The 17,701-nt window shown below is 36.7% G+C and carries 18 protein-coding genes; 10 read left to right on the plus strand and 8 right to left on the minus strand.

The features are described 5' to 3' along the window. Positions 1 to 117: 117 nt before the first annotated feature. Both ACVWXS_RS14640 and ACVWXS_RS14645 read left to right on the plus strand, forming a co-directional pair. A complete protein-coding gene (locus ACVWXS_RS14640) occupies positions 118 to 639 on the plus strand; it encodes a DUF2179 domain-containing protein (RefSeq protein WP_456958738.1) in 522 nt (173 codons plus the stop codon). A 400-nt stretch (positions 640 to 1,039) separates the two neighbouring features. Next, a complete protein-coding gene (locus ACVWXS_RS14645; protein ID WP_456958739.1) occupies positions 1,040 to 1,168 on the plus strand; it encodes a hypothetical protein in 129 nt (42 codons plus the stop codon). 197 nt (positions 1,169 to 1,365) lie between these two features. On the opposite strand, the gene ACVWXS_RS14650 is transcribed toward ACVWXS_RS14645, so the two are convergent. After that, the gene (locus ACVWXS_RS14650) at positions 1,366 to 2,655 is read right to left on the minus strand and encodes a DUF2252 domain-containing protein (protein WP_456958740.1); all 1,290 of its coding nucleotides are present in this window, start codon (positions 2,653 to 2,655) and stop codon (positions 1,366 to 1,368) included. A gap of 219 nt (positions 2,656 to 2,874) precedes the next feature. Between ACVWXS_RS14650 and ACVWXS_RS14655 the strand changes: the two genes are divergently transcribed. Then, a complete protein-coding gene (locus ACVWXS_RS14655) occupies positions 2,875 to 3,444 on the plus strand; it encodes a YitT family protein (protein WP_368638426.1) in 570 nt (189 codons plus the stop codon). A 43-nt stretch (positions 3,445 to 3,487) separates the two neighbouring features. Here ACVWXS_RS14655 and ACVWXS_RS14660 read toward each other — a convergent pair whose 3' ends face one another. The 3 genes from ACVWXS_RS14660 to ACVWXS_RS14670 all read right to left on the minus strand — a co-directional run bounded on the left by ACVWXS_RS14660 (position 3,488) and on the right by ACVWXS_RS14670 (position 5,792). Then, entirely contained in the window at positions 3,488 to 4,369 is an 882-nt protein-coding gene (locus ACVWXS_RS14660; protein ID WP_456958741.1) for a DMT family transporter, read from the minus strand. Positions 4,370 to 4,472: 103 nt separating this feature from the next. Then, entirely contained in the window at positions 4,473 to 5,633 is a 1,161-nt protein-coding gene (locus ACVWXS_RS14665; protein ID WP_456958742.1) for a PucR family transcriptional regulator, read from the minus strand. 21 nt (positions 5,634 to 5,654) lie between these two features. Next, positions 5,655 to 5,792, minus strand: a complete 138-nt coding sequence (locus ACVWXS_RS14670; protein WP_456958743.1) for a hypothetical protein — start codon at positions 5,790 to 5,792, stop codon at positions 5,655 to 5,657. 284 nt (positions 5,793 to 6,076) lie between these two features. Between ACVWXS_RS14670 and ACVWXS_RS14675 the strand changes: the two genes are divergently transcribed. The 4 genes from ACVWXS_RS14675 to ACVWXS_RS14690 all read left to right on the plus strand — a co-directional run bounded on the left by ACVWXS_RS14675 (position 6,077) and on the right by ACVWXS_RS14690 (position 9,965). Then, positions 6,077 to 6,976: an EAL domain-containing protein gene (locus ACVWXS_RS14675; protein WP_456958745.1), complete on the plus strand. Its 900-nt coding sequence runs from the start codon at positions 6,077 to 6,079 to the stop codon at positions 6,974 to 6,976. Then, complete coding sequence (locus ACVWXS_RS14680) at positions 6,936 to 7,892, plus strand: GGDEF domain-containing protein (RefSeq protein WP_402989070.1); 957 nt, start codon at positions 6,936 to 6,938, stop codon at positions 7,890 to 7,892. The genes ACVWXS_RS14675 and ACVWXS_RS14680 overlap by 41 nt, the downstream gene beginning before the upstream one ends. A 498-nt stretch (positions 7,893 to 8,390) precedes the next feature. After that, a complete protein-coding gene (locus tag ACVWXS_RS14685) occupies positions 8,391 to 9,719 on the plus strand; it encodes an L-cystine transporter (RefSeq protein ID WP_374967623.1) in 1,329 nt (442 codons plus the stop codon). A 39-nt stretch (positions 9,720 to 9,758) separates the two neighbouring features. Then, positions 9,759 to 9,965: a hypothetical protein gene (locus ACVWXS_RS14690; protein WP_456958747.1), complete on the plus strand. Its 207-nt coding sequence runs from the start codon at positions 9,759 to 9,761 to the stop codon at positions 9,963 to 9,965. 2 nt (positions 9,966 to 9,967) lie between these two features. Here ACVWXS_RS14690 and ACVWXS_RS14695 read toward each other — a convergent pair whose 3' ends face one another. From ACVWXS_RS14695 to ACVWXS_RS14705, 3 genes are all read right to left on the minus strand, one after another. Then, positions 9,968 to 10,282 carry a hypothetical protein gene (locus ACVWXS_RS14695; protein WP_423491916.1) on the minus strand — a complete coding sequence of 105 codons (315 nt, stop codon included), beginning with the start codon at positions 10,280 to 10,282 and terminating at the stop codon, positions 9,968 to 9,970. Between the two features lie 135 nt (positions 10,283 to 10,417). Next, positions 10,418 to 10,957 (minus strand): DUF1273 domain-containing protein, encoded by a 540-nt coding sequence (locus ACVWXS_RS14700; protein WP_456958787.1) that lies wholly within the window; start codon positions 10,955 to 10,957, stop codon positions 10,418 to 10,420. 216 nt (positions 10,958 to 11,173) lie between these two features. Then, positions 11,174 to 12,343, minus strand: coding sequence for a DUF418 domain-containing protein (locus ACVWXS_RS14705; RefSeq protein ID WP_402989062.1), 1,170 nt, complete (start codon positions 12,341 to 12,343; stop codon positions 11,174 to 11,176). 103 nt (positions 12,344 to 12,446) lie between these two features. Between ACVWXS_RS14705 and ACVWXS_RS14710 the strand changes: the two genes are divergently transcribed. Beyond that, positions 12,447 to 13,148 carry a response regulator transcription factor gene (locus tag ACVWXS_RS14710; RefSeq protein WP_374964131.1) on the plus strand — a complete coding sequence of 234 codons (702 nt, stop codon included), beginning with the start codon at positions 12,447 to 12,449 and terminating at the stop codon, positions 13,146 to 13,148. Next, on the plus strand, positions 13,145 to 14,788 hold the full coding sequence (locus ACVWXS_RS14715; protein ID WP_456958748.1) for a sensor histidine kinase: 1,644 nt from the start codon (positions 13,145 to 13,147) through the stop codon (positions 14,786 to 14,788). The genes ACVWXS_RS14710 and ACVWXS_RS14715 overlap by 4 nt, the downstream gene beginning before the upstream one ends. Positions 14,789 to 14,892: 104 nt before the next feature. On the opposite strand, the gene ACVWXS_RS14720 is transcribed toward ACVWXS_RS14715, so the two are convergent. Further along, on the minus strand, positions 14,893 to 15,795 hold the full coding sequence (locus ACVWXS_RS14720) for a TetR/AcrR family transcriptional regulator (protein WP_374964129.1): 903 nt from the start codon (positions 15,793 to 15,795) through the stop codon (positions 14,893 to 14,895). A 156-nt stretch (positions 15,796 to 15,951) separates the two neighbouring features. Between ACVWXS_RS14720 and ACVWXS_RS14725 the strand changes: the two genes are divergently transcribed. After that, positions 15,952 to 17,469: an MDR family MFS transporter gene (locus tag ACVWXS_RS14725; protein ID WP_456958750.1), complete on the plus strand. Its 1,518-nt coding sequence runs from the start codon at positions 15,952 to 15,954 to the stop codon at positions 17,467 to 17,469. Positions 17,470 to 17,701 lie beyond the last annotated feature (232 nt).

Raw genomic sequence — 17,701 nt, forward strand, 5'->3', positions numbered from 1 at the left:
AAAAGAATAGGGAATTGCTAAATAAACTATAGGCTAGTTTATTAATAGAATGCAACTACTTATTTGAACATATAATTTATAGTGTATATCTACTACTTTTTGAAAGGTCTCTTACAAATGCAAAGTATATTTCTGATTTTAATCCTGCAATTAGTTTATGTACCTTTTTTAACGTTACGGACAATATTTTTAGTGAAGAATATTACTTTCCTTGCCGCCATCTTCGGTATGCTGGAAATGTTAGTGTATGTATTTGGCCTTTCGCTTGTTTTTAACGGAGAACAAAGTATTTTAGCCATGATTGTTTATGCATTTGGTTTTGGTCTAGGTATTTTCCTAGGTGCCAAAATTGAACGGAAACTGGCAATCGGCTATGTCTATACGACAATCAATACGCAAAATAAGAACGTAGAGCTCGTGAATTTCCTCCGTAATGAAGGCTTTGCAGTGACTATTTATATCGGCGAAGGTCGAGATAGCAATCGTTATAAATACGAAATATTAACTAAGAGAAATCGTGAGATGGAGCTGTTCCAAATTGTAGAGCAGTTTGAACCGAATGCGTTTATTATTTCTTACGAGCCTAAATCATTCAAAGGTGGATTTTTGCTCAATCGAATGAAGGCAAAGCAAAAATAAAAAGGACTTCCGCTATATTTATAGCAGAGGTCCTTTTTCACAGTGTAAAAAAACAAAATGGTCAAGGGGATTTTTGTGATTGTTGTAGTGCTTTAAATAAGGATGATTTCCGTTCCAAAATACTCACTTTCGCGTCGTGCCGCTTCCTCCGCGACAGGAGCATTCGAGTAGGCTTCCAATCCAATCAGCGATAGCGTAGAACTTTTATAAATTTTATTTATTTCAAAAGTAAATACTATGGCTACTCACTATAATCGAACAGAAAAGGCTTATAACAGTGACGCGATTGTACATCTGTTGCCGCTGACACTTCGTTTTCGTACAGATTCACTGAAGTTTCGTTATATCACTTTAAATTAGAATGACATGTAAGAAGATACACGCTAAGTGAAATGGTTGATTGGAGTGGAGACTGAGCGACTCCTTGGGGATTAGCGATAGAGGAACGAAGGCTAAGAGCATCACATCCTGTGATAACGCCTTCGTGACCAACATCGTGTTGGCCCGAGACCCTGGAGCGAGCGAATAGAGGAACGAAGGCTAAAAGCATCACATCCTGTGATAACGCCTTCGTGACCTACATCGTGTAGGCCCAAGCGGCTCATCGGACGCCCCCAGGAAAGCGCTCAGTCGGAACGGAAATCAACCCCTCGTTTTGCCGAAGAGCCATATTATTTAAGACGACACCTTAATTTCATTGACAAAATAGTTTTTCAACAACAAAGGTCAATTAAAACGCTCTTTGACCAACTCTTTAAACAACTCGAAATCTGAATAGACTATTTCTTTGTAGCGCATTGCCTGTAAAATCGCGCTTTCAACAAATACGTTACGCTCCTTACCGATAGCTTTTAATATTTCATCTTCACTATGATAGGTGAAAACATCGGAGTAGTCGATATCGGCACGCGCATGGTTTTTGGCAGCAATTTGTCCCATCGTCGATGTTGTCGCAAAATAATCCTCTACATCCTTGTAGTTTTTAGGCTTCACCTTTTTCTTATAAGGGGAACGCTCACGGATATAGTATTCTTGTCCCTCCATCGTAACATAAGCTAAATGAGGGTCCTCTAAATGATGCATTGCTTTTTGGGTACCTACTACACGTGCTCCTTGGTGCATATAAGTTTCCCAGAATGTCTCATTGTACGGAAGGAAATATGCGGGGATTGCCGTGTGCACTTCCTTCATTTCAAGCACTAAATCGCTTACTCCCTGTGCATTTGTTTCGTCCTCTACTAAAATATAATAGCGTTTTAAACCAATGGATGCTGTACCTGAGCCGTATTTAATGGCTATATCTTTAATCTTATAGTTGGGTAGCACAGTAGAGATTGCGGCATATTCTTCTGAAGTGACAGGCTGTACTTCTTCATTCCATAGGAAAACACGCTGTTCTTCATCGTTAATGTACGTTATATCCTGTACAAACTGTGAATGCTGACGCTTCTCTAATTTTTTCAAAACCTTTTTGATTGGTCCCTTTGTATTATCCTTTGTAAATGTTAATGTCAGTGGATCATCTTGTTTACGCTGAAACCGTTTTAATTGGCTGACATAGCTATGTAGGAAATGATGAATGGCCTTTTCTTGAGCTTCATGATCTAAGCCTTGCTCCTCAAGATATAAAGCGATACTCACACTCATGCGACTAACATCATACAGGTAAGAGCCAACATAGCCTTCATCAAAATCATTAATATCGAACACAATGTCGCCTGTTTCATTTTGAAATGCACCGAAGTTGTCCATATGCATGTCTCCCTGTATCCAAGTAGGCATGACATCAGATGTATGGAAAATAGAAGGGGATTTCGTGACATCAAAATAAAATAAATAGGCACTTCCTCGGAAAAAACGGAAAGGACTATCTAGCATTGTGCGATATTTTTCTATACGTTGCTCCTCAGTTAATCTCATACGTTGACCATCAAATTCCTCGAAAATCGTCTCTAACAGTGTTCTTCTTAAAATTGTTCGTGTGTCCTTCACTTGTTCTAATAAAGTATGCTCCATAGCACATTCTCCTTTCGTTCATCTAGTGATTATACATGAATATACGGAAAATACAGGAATAAAGTTTCACCCGAAAAACCAAATAGAGCTTTAGAGAAATTTATCGAGCGGACTCGATAAAAAAAGTAGGGTTGACTTTTGACCAAGCCGTATTTGATAACATGTTCGATTCCATATTATCATACTATAAATACATGCTCAGTCTCGGAGGGGGGTTGTATGTATTTTTTTACGAAAGGCTTGATTATTCTCATAGGAAGTACTGCGGTTTCGCTAGGAATTAATCTTTTTTTAACGCCCTATCAAATTTTGGATGGGGGCGTTGTAGGGATAGCGCTTATTTTACACTATTTGTATAAGCTTAAAATAGGTTTAATGATCATCATTATTAGCATTCCGGTTTTTATCATTGCTTGGTATAAATACAGAGCCTATTTTTACAATAGCATTCACGGATTAATTGCATCTTCTCTTATTATTGACTTACTAAAGCCCGTTCGGAATCTTGTTCAAATCGATGCTATTTATAGTGCCATATTTGGAGGGATACTGATGGGATTTGGTATTGGCTTGATGCTTAGATTTCAGACAAGCACTGGTGGCACAGATCTGATTGCACAGTTTTTGTGTGATAAAACAGGGATTAATGTTGGGATACTTATTTTTATGATTGATTCGATCGTCATTGTGGTAGGGAGTCTGCTTTTATCTTCCAGTACATTAATGCTGTCAATTATTACAGTTTTAGTAGTAGGGATTACCACCAGTATTATGACTAGTTATGCATAATAAAAAAATAGCTTCAGCATGACTGAAACTATTTTGAAATCCATTATCGAGAGCTCTTCATCATTCGTTTTTTAGGATGTGCAGGCTTTACTTCGGCAATTAATATGGCGAGTAAAATCAGTACTGCCCCTACAACCATGCGACTTGTTAATACCTCATGTAAGAAAATTACGGATAGTACCATGCCGAAGAATGATTCTGTCGACAGGATAATAGCTGCCTTTGTAGCAGACGTATATTGATTCGCAACATTTTGAAAAAGATAGGCAAGAGTAGTTGAAAAAATTCCTAAATAAATAATTGAATAGATTGCTTCTTTTTCAAGGTTGGTTGGGATGTCGCCTTGACTGACTACGACTAAGACACCTAAAAATGCTGCTGTGATAAATTGAATAATCGTAAGGGCGATGGCATCTTCCTTTTGTACAAAAAGATTTGTACAAAAAATATCAAAGGCAAAGGCGACAGCACAAGCTAAGGAAAGTGCGTCTCCGATATTCATTGTCAGTGATCCTTGTAATGATAAAAAACCGATTCCAACAATAGCTATAATTGAACCGATCATTTCATAGCCATCTATACGGCGCTTGTAAACTGCAAACGCAATTAAGGGAACAATAATGACATTTACAGCGGTTAAAAATGCATTTTTAGATGGTGTTGTATATTGTAACCCCACTGTCTGAAGGGCAAAGGCAACATACAAAATGGTCCCTAACAAAACACCTTTCCAGATCACTGATTTTGAAGCTTTTTTTAATCTGTATCCAAATAAGACTGTCAGTATAATCGAAGCTAATAAAAATCTACCTGCCATTACTTGATAAGCTGTTAAATATTCCAATGCAATAGCCGTTATTACAAATCCGCTACCCCAAACGATTGCGGTGACTAATAGCATGCCATTAGCTATGTATTGTTTCATCATTCTTCCTCCTAACTACAATAGAATAGCATGAAATGGAAGAAATAAATTTGATGTTAATTCTAAATATTCGGGCGTTTTTTTGTACTTATTCCAATGCTGATCATTCAACATCTATTTTGCTATGTAATAAGTACAATTTAACGGCTGCAGCTATACGTTCGTAAAAAACATAATCATTTTCTAGAGGAGCTACTAGTTGACGTATTTTTGACAAACGATAACGGATTGTGTTTGGATGACAAAAATGAGCAACGGCTACTTCCTTTATATTTCCTTGTTTTACAACGTAGGTGATGGCTGTGTTCATTAAATCTGGATCAATCTTTTCCTCAAGTAGGGGACCGAGATAGCTATTTACATAGTTCATAGTAAATTGAGGGTCCTTGCGATGTAATTCAATTAACAAACAATCGGAAGCGAGATTTTCATAATGACAGATAGGAGACGATTCAATTTCAGCCATGATGCGTGCATAGAAGGCTTCCCGAACAGCAATAGGGAGTTCTACTTGTGTTACATGACAACGACTATAGCCAAAGGTCAATGAATCAGTTGAGATTGCATACATGTTTAACAATTCATTGAGAAGTTTTTCAAATTGAAATTCTTGCGATGGATGGGTCATTAAAATAAAGAGACTCTTTTTATAGGTACAAATCATACCCGATTTCAAAAGAGGCTCTAAGTGAAAAAGAGATTGCATCCATTGACTATTTTTAAGCTCTTGCGTTTGAATATTAGCAACAAATACATATTTTTCAAAGGGCTTATTTACTTGCTGTAAAATGGACTTTATTTGTTCAGCCGTAACATCTTCTTCCATTAAACGTCGCATAATCGTTTCTAAAAAGAATGAATAATCCTGTGTTTTTGCATAGGCCATCGTTTCTAAAATAATTTTTTCAAAGAATTCATCTCCACCAAATCGTAATATCGGGAAATTTTGCTCATCTGCATACACTAGAACTTCCTCTGGTAAATCCTCATAGATGACAGGTTTATAAGCTAAAGCACTGGCCCCTAGCTCAATAAGATTTTTCACGGCATTCCATAAATATTCTGGCTTGTGCTTTGCAAATAATAAACTGCTTAGAACCACACTGTTCGGTGTGAAAATCGTTTCTCTCACAGTTTGAATATCGGGCGAAAATTCAAAGTCTAGAATTTCGACATTGTGAACGGGTTTATGTAAACCATTGCGACCAGCGACAACTGTAAAATCTTTTGTCATGGGCAGTTGTAAAAAGTTCTCTACGTTCATTAGGATATCAAGCAACCTTTCTTATGATTGAGCTTCTATTCTTATTATAAAAGTACTTGTCAGTAAAATACCATTAGTATTGCTAAAAGAAGCATCGTGAATCGCTGATAAAGCACGACGAATTGCTGATAAACCAGCAAGATCGCTGATAAAGCACAACGAATCGCTGATAAATCAGCAAGATCGCTGATAAAGCACACCGAATCGCTGATAAACCAGCCGAAATCGCTGATAAAACAACCAATCTCCAGTAACCTTTGCTCAAACTGCCTTCTCCATCCTGAATTTATACCCACTCTACCAAGTGATCAAAAATGATTGCTTTTATACACTATTGAAAAGGAAATCTAGTGCTAGAGTCCTCTTTTTTTACATGCTATTAACAATGTATTTACAATAAAAGGGTACAATAAATCGTAATAACCAAATTAAGAGGTGCTAGTATGGAGTCTGTTGTGAGACAAAGCATAAAAACAAATAATTTATTTTCCTATTTCAAGCATTTATATGGGCAGCATCAAAACAATGCTTTATATATAAAACGTTTAAAAGCGTTGAAGCAAATTATTCAGGACAAGAATTTGGATACATATTTTCAGCCTATCGTCGATTTACAGACGAGGAAAACGGTGGGTTTTGAGGCGTTGAATCGTCCAGGGCTTTCAGAATTATTTAATAGTGTCGATCAGTTTTATGAATTTGTTGGACAAACGGACTGCGTATTTTTATTTGAGTGCTTTTGTCGTAATCTTTCATTGCAGCGTTTCCAAGAACGACTGCACGAAGATTGGGTAAACAGAGGCTTTTTAGTATTTGTTAATATACATCCGAATGTCTTACTTGATAAGAACTACCATAGTGGTGAAACCTTACAATTATTAAAAGAGCTTGGTATTAGACCACAACAGGTAGTATTTGAGCTAACTGAACGCAGTGCCGTAGTAGATTTTGTGGAGTTTGAACGTGTGTTATCACATTATCGATCACAGGGTTATCGAATCGCAGTGGATGATGTGGGTTCAGGCTACAATAGTTTAAAAACGCTTGTTTATTTAAAACCAGAATTTATTAAACTAGACCGTTCTTTAATACAATTTATTGATAAAAACAGCGAGCAACAGCAGCTTGTTACATTGCTCATGAGATACGCAGAGCAGGCTGAGACAAAAATTATTGCAGAGGGTATTGAACGTCAGGAAGAACTAAACTATTTACATAATATTGGTATTCACTACGCGCAAGGTTATGCGATAGGGAAACCCGCAAAGGAAATACATTTGGGGAAAATAAGGATGGATGACCATGAAAATAGGGGAAGTCATAGAAAGCGTTCCTTGTATTGATGAATTTGTGAAAAATAAAGAAGTGGATTTGCTTTTTACAAACGATCCGTCATTACGTAGTGTTGTTGTTGTTCGAGATGACAAACCAATTGGGCATATTACACGCACACATTTTTATCAAAAAATTGGTACACGTTATGGCTATAATTTATTTATGGGACGGCAAAATCAACTTATTATGAAAGAGAATCCTTTAATTATAGATCGTCATACACCTATAACAGAAGTCAGTACGGAAGCGATGCAACGACGACCAGAGGATTTATATGATGATGTAATTGTAACAAGAAATGGCTTATATTATGGTGTCGTAAGTATTCGGGAATTATTGTTAAAGCTTGTAGAAACACAAGTGGCTATTGCAAGCTTTTTGAATCCGTTAAGCAGTCTTCCAGGCAATAAATTAATTGATGAAAAACTCGAAGAAGCATTACAGCTACCACTATATAGTTTAATATATTTTGATTTAGATCATTTTAAATCCTACAATGACACGTATGGTTTTAATAAAGGGGATAAAATTTTACTGTATTTAACAGACATTTTGAAAAGAAATATAGTTGGTACAGAAGAATTTTTAGGGCATATTGGTGGAGATGATTTCGTTGCTATTCTTCCACATTATGAGGCTAACTCAATTTGTCAAAGAATTATTGATGAGTTTGATGCATTCATTTTAAGCTTTTATGAACTAGAAGATTTAGGACAATTACAGATTCATAATAGGGCTGGTACACTTGAGCCTTTCACATGCACTTCACTATCCATCGCGGTTATAACAAATCAATATCAGCAATTTGAATCTGTTGATCAATTGTCAGATGCGGTGACGCGTGTGAAAAAACAATGTAAAAAAATTTCAGGAAGCTCTTATCTAGTTAATGATCATGAAAAAGAAACCTATCTCGTTCACTAAACGAAGTAGGTTTTTTATCTTTTAGTAAGTACTCCACAAAAGTATCTCCGTATTTACTGCTGCTTGCAGATCGTCACCAATTCTAGCGTTGTCGACTAAAATATAAATACGATCTAAATAAGTAATGGTTTTAATAATCATTACTTGAATCTCTTCTTCTGCAGCAACATCTACTTCACATCGAATGTATTAGCGGTGTCCTTGTTTAATGCATCCTCATTAAAGTCGGCAATTACAACTCTTGCTCCTTCCTTAACGAAAAAAGTCTACTGTTAAATTTAAATTATTATATTTCGTTTTTGGGGCATAATCATAAGAAATAACAGCTTTCATTATAAGAAAATATTAATCTAAACAAAACATACTTGATTTATAGGGATTATAGGTATATAATTCGATTTACATTATACAAACTGGTTAGGGGGCTTTCCATTGTCTACATTACAAATCGTTCTTAACGTAGCCGTTTTACTTGTGTTCGTTGGGATTTTATATTTTATGAATAAAAAACACGTTAAGTTTTCAAATCGTGTTTTTACAGCTTTAGGTTTAGGTATTGCACTTGGTCTTGGACTGCATTTAATTTATGGTATTGATTCTGAAGTTTTAGCTAAAACAACAAGTTGGTACAATATTATTGGTACTGGTTATGTTAAATTGCTACAAATGGTTGCGATGCCATTAATTTTCATTTCAATCTTAATAGCCTTTACGAAAATGAAAGTCGGCAAAAACTTTGGGAAAATGGCAGCACTTATTTTGGCGATTTTAATCGGTACAACTGCTGTTTCAGCTGCAGTTGGTATTTTTTCAGCAACAGTTTTCGATTTAGATGCTTCCCACATTATACAAGGGTCAGCAGAAACTGAGCGTGGAGCGTATTTAGAGGAAAAAACTTCTGGATTAACTGCGCCGGATTTACCAACGCAAATTATTGAGTTATTCCCAGCAAATCCATTTTTAGATTTAACAGGTGCTCGTTCGACTTCAACGATTGCTGTTGTTATTTTTTCAGCGTTCTTAGGTTTTGCGTACTTACGTGTAGCACGTAAAGATGAAGCTACTGCAGCCACTATTAAAAAGGGCTTGGATGCAATCTATGCATTAGTAATGGGCGTTGTAACAATTGTCTTACGTTTAACACCATATGGTATTTTAGCCATTATGGCTCGTACAGTGGCAACATCTGATTTCGGGGCAATTTATAATTTAGGTAAGTTTGTTATTGCGTCTTATGTAGCGTTATTCATTGTGTTTATAGTACACTTATTAATCCTTACATTAAGTGGTTTAAATCCATTTACGTATTTAAAAAAATCTGCAGAAACATTATTGTTCGCTTTCACTTCACGTTCAAGTGCAGGTACTTTACCGATGAATATTAAAACGCAAACAGGTCGTCTTGGTGTACCTGAGGGAATCGCGAACTTCTCAGGCTCATTCGGTTTATCTATTGGTCAAAATGGCTGTGCCGGTGTTTATCCTGCGATGCTAGCGATTATGATTGCACCTACAGTAGGCATTAATCCGCTTGATCCAGTATTCATCATTACTGTCATTGCAGTCGTAGCAATCAGTTCATTTGGTGTAGCTGGTGTTGGTGGAGGTGCAACGTTCGCGGCAATTCTTGTATTATCAGCACTCGATTTACCGATTGCACTTGCGGGTGTATTAATCTCCGTTGAGCCGTTAATCGACATGGGGCGTACTGCTCTAAATGTAAGTGGTTCAATGATGGCAGGTGTGACAACAGCACGTGTCACAAAAGAATTGGATACGGAAATGTACAATAATAAAGAATTAGGAGCTCAAGTAGCGGACCTATAAACAAAAAAGAGTTACTCTCGTTTGAGAGTAGCTCTTTTTTTGACAGCAAACCAATTCCCAATCAATTATGCCGAGGCATTGGGCCAGCAGATGTTTTTTGTGCGAAAGCGAAGCGTCAGCAACAGATGTTTTTTGTGCGAAAGCGAAGCGTCAGCAACAGATGTTATTTGTGCGAAAGCGAAGCGTCAGCAACAGATGTTATTTGTACGAAAGCCTAGTGCTAACGTAGCGGCAGCAACAGGATGAAGTTAAATTAATTTTACATAAAAATCTTTGCCATTCATGAGTTCATTAATCTCAATGTCGTAATTGTTTTTATAGTAATCATAAATATTACGTGCTAACCCGGAGTGTCCATTTAAATATGTTCCCTTTTTAATCTTTTTACGTGGATTATGGAAATCAAAATATAAGCGTGAATCGTGACACATTGAATCTAAAATAGCTTTAAACTCTTGTTCTTCAATATGAATCCCGCGTGTATATTTGCATTCTCTGCGGTATGTATCGTGAGAAACATTCACCGGCGAAGACTCAAGAATCATTTCGATTTTTTTACTCAAATGTTAACAGCTCCTTATAGGATAGTAGCAACAAAGGATCGTAAAGCAACAAGCAAAGAACTTAGATAAACTCTTCCAACTACAAGTGTCTATTTATTCTAGTATATAATTATCAGAAAATTATATCAATATTTCTCACCAATCTTGTTGTTGCATTTCTTCTGCTATTATTTGTAAATCATAGGCTGTGATCATTAAAAGTGTATAGTCGTGTGTTTCTATATATTTTTCTGCTAGACGCTTCATATATTTAGGGGAGCCTTCATTTTCTTCGTCATAAACTAGCAGTAAACCATCTGTATTTTGAATAATGAATTTGTCTTTTTCGATAAATTGCCACGGAGCCTCATATGGCTTTTTCGTAACGCTCGTTACAAAGTCTGCTTGAGCTACTAATGATTGATACTTTTCTTTTTTAGGCTCTTGCCAGTTTTTCTCCTGCTCTAAAAAAGGAGTAATAACAGCATATTTTACATGCGGAAATTCTTTTTTTAACATAAGAACAACTTCAGCACTCCATGATTCTACACCTTGCTGACCACTAATAATTACCCATTCTAACCCTTCATCAATCAGAATGCGTAGATGGTCTTCAAGTGCTTTTTTTATGATGGCAATGCCAGGATGCTTGTCGTTGAAAATTCCTAGTTCGTGTGGTTTATAGCCAGTGATCATAATTCGCTGTAACAATAAAATGCCCCCTAAGCTGTATATTATGTAGTACTAGTATACAGTAGGGGGCAGGTAAAACGAATTCCAATATGTTGTATAGTTGTTCCCAAGATGAGTGAATGATTAGCTTATTAAAACGCAAATAGTGTTAAGACTACAGCTACAGCAGCACATATGCCTAAAAACCACCATGTGTCTGTAAAGTCCTCTTTGGAGTCACTATTCATGTGAAGTACTTCCTTTCTGTTTGATTTTAACCTGTCCGTTCCAGGACCAATTCGTCCAAACGCGCAGTACAGTTTCGAAAGGTCCGCGTTTAAATTTCTTTAAATAGGCAAGGCTGAAAACACATTGCAAGCTATACAATACGATTCCAAATAAAATACCACCAAACACGCCTAGCTTGCCGTATAAACCTAGGCCATATCCGTAAAATACTGTTGTACAAATAATGGTTTGCGTTAGATAATTGGTTAATGATAGTTTACCGACACTCTCGAACGCAGGGGCTAACAGCTGTACAGGGCGAGTATTATATATTAAAGCTGCGAGGCAGACATAGCCAACTGACAGTATCTGTGAACCACCCATCATCAACATGCCAGAAAAATTACTTTCTATAAAACTTAAACTTTTACATGCTAGCCCTATTGGAACGAGCAATGCACCTAGCTTATACCATTTCTTTTCGTCCTCCATATTTACAAAAGCTTGCTCTTTAGCGAGCCCCATGCCGAGGAGGAATAATGAAGCATAAAATACTGGTCCAATAATGAGAAGAATGAATATGAGAGCAGGATCATCCATTCCAGGAGGGGCAACATTTGAGCGGAAATCCTGTATTTCGAAATAGCTGCCATTAGCATACACATCGTCGGCCTTCTGAATATAAGTTTGCATTTCTTTTTGTTCTTTTTCGGATTCTGTCATAGAACCGAATGATAAGGCTATTGTAAGTAATAATAAGATACCAGACCAAATAAATAACGTTTTTGGTTTGCGATTAATAAATGGGATTAAAAATAAAGTCATGCAGCCATAGGAAAATAAAATATCACCTTCCCATAAAAACGTTGAATGTAGTAGACCTAAGCCTATTAACCCGGTAGCACGACGTAAAATAGACCATCGACTTTTATCCTTTTTTTTACGAATAGACTCAATCAATTTAATAAGAGAGAAGCCGAATAAAATGGTGAAAATCGGCATAAAGGATCCTTCTATAAATATTTTTACAAAATACAATGCCCCATTATCGAGGGCAGATAGATCTTTTAGTTCGTCTTTGCCATACATGCCAAACTGGAAAATCAGCAAATTCGCCATTAAGATGCCAAATAAACTAAAACCGCGCATTGTATCTATGAAGGTAACACGTTTTGTTGTCATTGCGTTTTATCTCCTTAATTGGTTATCTTATACATAGTGTAGTTTATAAAACTTATGGTGAAATAATGACAACCTTAAAGTAATCTTAAAAGTAGGTGATAGAATGCAAGATGCATCGATTTTAGTATTAGAGGACGAACTTGCAATTGCGGAAATGATTGAAATTATATTAAGAAAAGAAGGATTATTAAACATTACACTCTGCGGCACTGTTCAAGAAGCAAAAAAGAAAATTGAAACGAAGGTTTTTGATTTTTACCTATTAGATATTATGCTTCCGGATGGTAGCGGGCTTGATATGGCGAATATGATTCGTGAGCAAAGTGATGCACCTATATTCTTTTTAACGGCTAAAGGTAGTGATGCAGATAAGCTTCGTGGTTTTATGAACGGTGCAGACGATTATATTACGAAACCATTTAATCCGCTTGAGCTTGTTGCGCGGGTGAAAGTACAGCTTGCGAGATATATAAAGAAAAAGGGTGTGCCAGAAAGTAATTTATTTACTTGTAGTCGATTTACATTTGATATCGATGCAGCGGAGATAACTGTAAATGATACAAAGGAAATTATTAGTGGGCGATTATTTCATTTATTGAAATATTTATGTGAAAATGTAGGGCAAGTATTATCAAAGGAACAGATTTATGAGCGAGTTTGGGGCGATTGTTTGTTTGATGATAATACAGTGATGGTTCATATTCGAAAACTACGAGAAAAAATTGAAAAGAATCCAGGTAAACCAACGTGCATTATAACTGTGAGGGGGATTGGTTATAAACTAGTTGGAGATGTTCAATCATGAAGCCAGCTGGAAAATTATCACTTCGTTTTGTATCTTATTTCACTATATTTTACTTACTAATTATCTCTGGCTTTATTATTAGTTTGGTGTTTTTTGCGATCTTTATCAACGGTCATGTCGGTGACAATATTCATATAATGACTTCTTCTGAAATAAAAGATGATGCTGTCGTAGAAAAAGGAGACTCCATCAAGATTGCTGATTATTTAGTGAAGCGAGCTAAGGAGAACGCAGGGCAACTATATTTGTTCGATCAATCGATGGACATCGTTGATTACACGGGAGAGAGTTGCGAACTCTGTGAAATGACAGATAACGAAATCATGGCTCTTAAACGTCCAGGAATGCACACGTGGGAGATTCCTAACTACTATTTGCTATTCCTCCCGACATCACCTGTCCAACCACTTTTTGAGGAAGTATATCAGAGTTGGAAGGATAAAGGGGAGATCTCTTCAGAACTGCTTCAGCGTTTACAAGATAAGAAGGCTTCTGTTGAAATCTATAACGAGCAGTGGGACCGTGTAGGAGTCATTGGTGAGGGCTATGAAAAGCTACATAAGCCCCAGTTACTAGAAGAGCAATATGATATTTTCGAGCATGAAGAGCTTACACAAAGTGCTGCTTTAGAGGATGGTTCGACATTAGTTGTACGCATGCCCAATCCATCATATAAGCCATTTGAAGAACCTTTTTATAAAGCGATGGTTTTATTTGCTTCCATCTTCTTTGGTGGACATTTTATATTGTTAATAGGGGTTATCTTTTTATCGATTAGCATTTCACGTCAATTTGTTCGTCCGCTTGTTTATGTGATATCCCGTATAGAGCGACTTACACAGTTTGATTACAGTGAAGTGAGAGATAAAAATATTCATCATCGGAAGACGGGTAAGTTGAAAAGGAAATTTAAATTATTTCAGCCAGTGGATGAATCCCTCAATAATTTATCGATACGCCTTTCCTCTAATGAAAGGCAAATTAAGCACGCGGAGCAATTACGTGAGGAGTGGATTACGGGCTTATCACATGATTTAAAGACACCGTTAAGCTCTATTTTTGGTTACTCAACAATGCTTGCTTCAGAGGATTATGAGTGGACAAAGGAAGAAATGCGTATCTTTGCGAATACGATGCAGGAGAAGGCGACGTATATGGATGCCCTTATACAAGACTTAACATATACGTACCAATTAAAAAATAAAGCGATCCAGCTTGAAAAAGTGTTGTTACCACTTAACGTATGGTTACCTCAATTTGCAGACGAGCAGGTGTCTGTGAAGGTTTATGGGAATGTCATTCTCGAAGCGGACGATCTTCTATTAAAGCGCATTTTAGATAATTTAATAACTAATGCTAAGAAATATACTCCTGTTGGTACAAAGGTAAGTGTAGAAGCGCAAAATATAGGCAAGGGAGTTATGCTAACTATTGCTGACCAAGGTCCGGGTATTCCACAAGAAGAGTTAGATAATCTCTTTGAACGTTATTATCGAGGTACTAATACTACAGATGATACAACGGGTACAGGTCTAGGATTGGCGATTACTAAGCAGTTAATTGATTTACACGATGGTACCATTAGTGTCCGATCGGGAGCAGAAGGTACAGTTTTTGACTTGAAATTTAATTGTAAATAGCAGGTCCTTATTTAAAGAGTAAGTTAATTTTGGCAGTACAAGTGATGAATCTTTCACTTTGTACTGCCTTTTTTATGAATTGATGAGTTTGCGCGGCTATTTTTCTATATACATCTCTCTGATGGTCGCTCAATTTTTACATAGCGCCATAAATTATTGGCGATGTCACGTGCTTCAGCAGCATGTTCCGTCCCAACAAATGCTTTTCGGAAAGGGGTAAGTAGTGATTCGATGATGAAAAGCTTTGGTTTCTCACATTGTAATTCTTCCATCAAAAATTCAGTATATTCCAAGCCTTCAACAGTTTCATCCTTAGACAATCCTTTCATAAATCCTTGCAATTGTTCAACAATCATTTCCTTGTTAATGGATTGATAGTTCGCCACATTTTGAATAGCGTTAATCATTTCAACATTTATAATGACTTCTTTGGATTCCAACATGACAGGAATGATTGCTTTAATATTACGCAATGCTACACGGACAATTGCTTCACGACTTATAAATTGGAAATCCGAAATTAAAACTGCGCGTAATGAGAGGTTAATCATTCCGAGAGCTTGTATAGCGCATTCATAGCTCAGTGCACTAATTTCTTCACCGAAAACTTGTACAAAACGATTAGCAAGCCATTCTAGCTCCTGTAAGTAATAGTTCAAAATAATCTTTTTAAGTTCTTTGTCACGAGAGTGGGTGACCGATTCAAAAATTTGAATTAGATTGTGCTCGCGATTGACATACATGAGTACGGCAACTTGCTGTGTTAATACTTCCAAATCGGTAGGGTCTTTACCGTATAGTAATTCGTGACGACGATTGCTCGCTTCTGCACGCCCCTCATCTAGTATGGCGATTAAGCATTCATTTTTAGAAGAAAAATGATTATAAAACGTGCCCTTTGAAATCTTAGCTGCACTAATAATATCGTTAATGGATGTGTCCACTAATCCTTTTTCGATAAAAAGCTCACGAGCGGCTGTAATGATTTGTCTTTTTCTTTTATTCATAACCTCACCTTTTTTAAAATATTATACTATCATTCTACATCGAAAATGCTTATATATCAATGTTTATGAATTTTGTAATCTTAATTCTTGAAAAAAATAGACTGCGAGTATAAAATAAGTTTTATTGAAAAAACAAGAAGGAATTGAGGGATATAAATGAATAGTGAGCAAACAATGAAAAAGCCCCCCTATGGCATGATTGCTATTTTATTTGTGGGTGCTTTTGTTGCCTTTCTAAATAACACATTGTTAAACGTTGCATTACCAACGATCATGAAAGATTTTGGAATCACAACGTACTCTAAGGTACAATGGCTTGCGACAGGATATATGCTTGTAAGTGGTATTTTGGTACCAGCTTCGGCATTCTTTGTAACACGCTTTAAAAATAGACATTTATTTATTGCAGCGATGTCAGTCTTTACAATCGGTACAATTATGGCAGGTTTTGCACCTAACTTCGGTATGCTATTAGCGGGTCGTATGGTGCAAGCAGCAGGTGCATCAACAATGTCACCACTTTTAATGAATGTCATGTTAACTAGCTTCCCAAGAGAAAAACGTGGGGCAGCGATGGGGATATTTGGTTTAGTCATGATTATGGCACCAGCAATAGGTCCAACATTATCAGGATATATTGTTGAGCACCATGATTGGCGTATGCTATTCCAAATGATTATTCCGTTTGCTGTAATTAGTTTATTGTTTGCTGTTTGGAAATTAGATAATGTGATGGAGACACGTGAAGTTCATTTAGATTTCCCATCCGTATTATTATCAACAATAGCATTCGGTGGTATACTGTATGGATTTAGTGCAGCGGGGGATAAGGGTTGGTCAAGTCCTTGGGTATATGGCACGATTTCAGTTGGCTTTATCGCCTTAATGATCTTCGTGTTAAAACAATTACGTATGGATCAGCCTTTGCTAGAATTACGTATTTATAAATATCCGATGTTTGCATTGGGGTCGGCCATTTCTGTTATCGTATCAATGGCTATGTTCTCAGGGATGATTTTAACACCTGCATATGTGCAATCAATTCGTGGCATTGAACCTTTTGAAGCGGGCTTAATGATGCTTCCTGGGGCGCTGCTTATGGGGATTATGTCGCCGATTACAGGGAAGCTTTTTGATAAATTCGGACCGCGAGTGTTAGCGATGACCGGTTTATCCATTACAACACTAGCAACATTCGGGTTAACGAAGTTAGAATTAGATTCAAGTTATACATTTATCGTATCAATGTACACAATTCGTATGTTCGGTTTGTCAATGGTTATGATGCCAATTATGACAAACGGTTTAAACCAAATACCACAAATGATGAATCCACATGGTACAGCCATTAACAATACTGTACAGCAAGTGGCAGGGGCAATAGGTAGTGCTTTGATGGTATCGTTTATGAATAACCGTACAAAAGCAACAGCTCAGGATTTAATTGCAGAAGCGAAGGTAAATGCAGCACAATCAGGTGCTACACCAACACCTGAGCAAATGCAACAAATGCAAGAACAAATTATGCAAAATGCTTTATTGGATGGTATTACTCACTCATTCTTAATTGCTGCGGGTCTTACAGTGGTGGCACTTGTGCTAGCACTCTTCCTAAAACGTGTCAAAGTTGAAAGTGCTGCGGCTTCCATGGATTTGAAAAAACCAACTAAATAATTTGTGATATGGACCTGTTAGTAGAATTTTTCTTCTAACAGGTTTTTTGATGACTCTATAATTGTTATCGATAAATGAGGAGATTTGGGTGATAAATCATAATTAGTTTTGATATACTCGAAAAATTGGTCAATAAATCAAAAAATGTAGGCGATCAATTCTTTTAAGTCAGAAGCATTAGGTGCGAAAGAGATTGTGGATTTTTTGATGTGAAAATGAATTCCTTCATTAT

This window comes from Lysinibacillus sp. TE18511, from assembly GCF_054062295.1.

What these genes read in the sequence shown, in the direction of transcription:
- ACVWXS_RS14640 (WP_456958738.1), top strand. Translation starts at nt 118, where the DNA reads ATGCAAAGTATATTTCTGATTTTAATCCTGCAATTAGTTTATGTACCT.
- ACVWXS_RS14650 (WP_456958740.1), bottom strand. Translation starts at nt 2,655, where the DNA reads ATGGAGCATACTTTATTAGAACAAGTGAAGGACACACGAACAATTTTA.
- ACVWXS_RS14655 (WP_368638426.1), top strand. Translation starts at nt 2,875, where the DNA reads ATGTATTTTTTTACGAAAGGCTTGATTATTCTCATAGGAAGTACTGCG.
- ACVWXS_RS14660 (WP_456958741.1), bottom strand. Translation starts at nt 4,369, where the DNA reads ATGAAACAATACATAGCTAATGGCATGCTATTAGTCACCGCAATCGTT.
- ACVWXS_RS14665 (WP_456958742.1), bottom strand. Translation starts at nt 5,633, where the DNA reads ATGAACGTAGAGAACTTTTTACAACTGCCCATGACAAAAGATTTTACA.
- ACVWXS_RS14675 (WP_456958745.1), top strand. Translation starts at nt 6,077, where the DNA reads ATGGAGTCTGTTGTGAGACAAAGCATAAAAACAAATAATTTATTTTCC.
- ACVWXS_RS14680 (WP_402989070.1), top strand. Translation starts at nt 6,936, where the DNA reads ATGAAAATAGGGGAAGTCATAGAAAGCGTTCCTTGTATTGATGAATTT.
- ACVWXS_RS14685 (WP_374967623.1), top strand. Translation starts at nt 8,391, where the DNA reads ATGAATAAAAAACACGTTAAGTTTTCAAATCGTGTTTTTACAGCTTTA.
- ACVWXS_RS14700 (WP_456958787.1), bottom strand. Translation starts at nt 10,957, where the DNA reads ATGATCACTGGCTATAAACCACACGAACTAGGAATTTTCAACGACAAG.
- ACVWXS_RS14705 (WP_402989062.1), bottom strand. Translation starts at nt 12,343, where the DNA reads ATGACAACAAAACGTGTTACCTTCATAGATACAATGCGCGGTTTTAGT.
- ACVWXS_RS14710 (WP_374964131.1), top strand. Translation starts at nt 12,447, where the DNA reads ATGCAAGATGCATCGATTTTAGTATTAGAGGACGAACTTGCAATTGCG.
- ACVWXS_RS14715 (WP_456958748.1), top strand. Translation starts at nt 13,145, where the DNA reads ATGAAGCCAGCTGGAAAATTATCACTTCGTTTTGTATCTTATTTCACT.
- ACVWXS_RS14720 (WP_374964129.1), bottom strand. Translation starts at nt 15,795, where the DNA reads ATGAATAAAAGAAAAAGACAAATCATTACAGCCGCTCGTGAGCTTTTT.
- ACVWXS_RS14725 (WP_456958750.1), top strand. Translation starts at nt 15,952, where the DNA reads ATGAATAGTGAGCAAACAATGAAAAAGCCCCCCTATGGCATGATTGCT.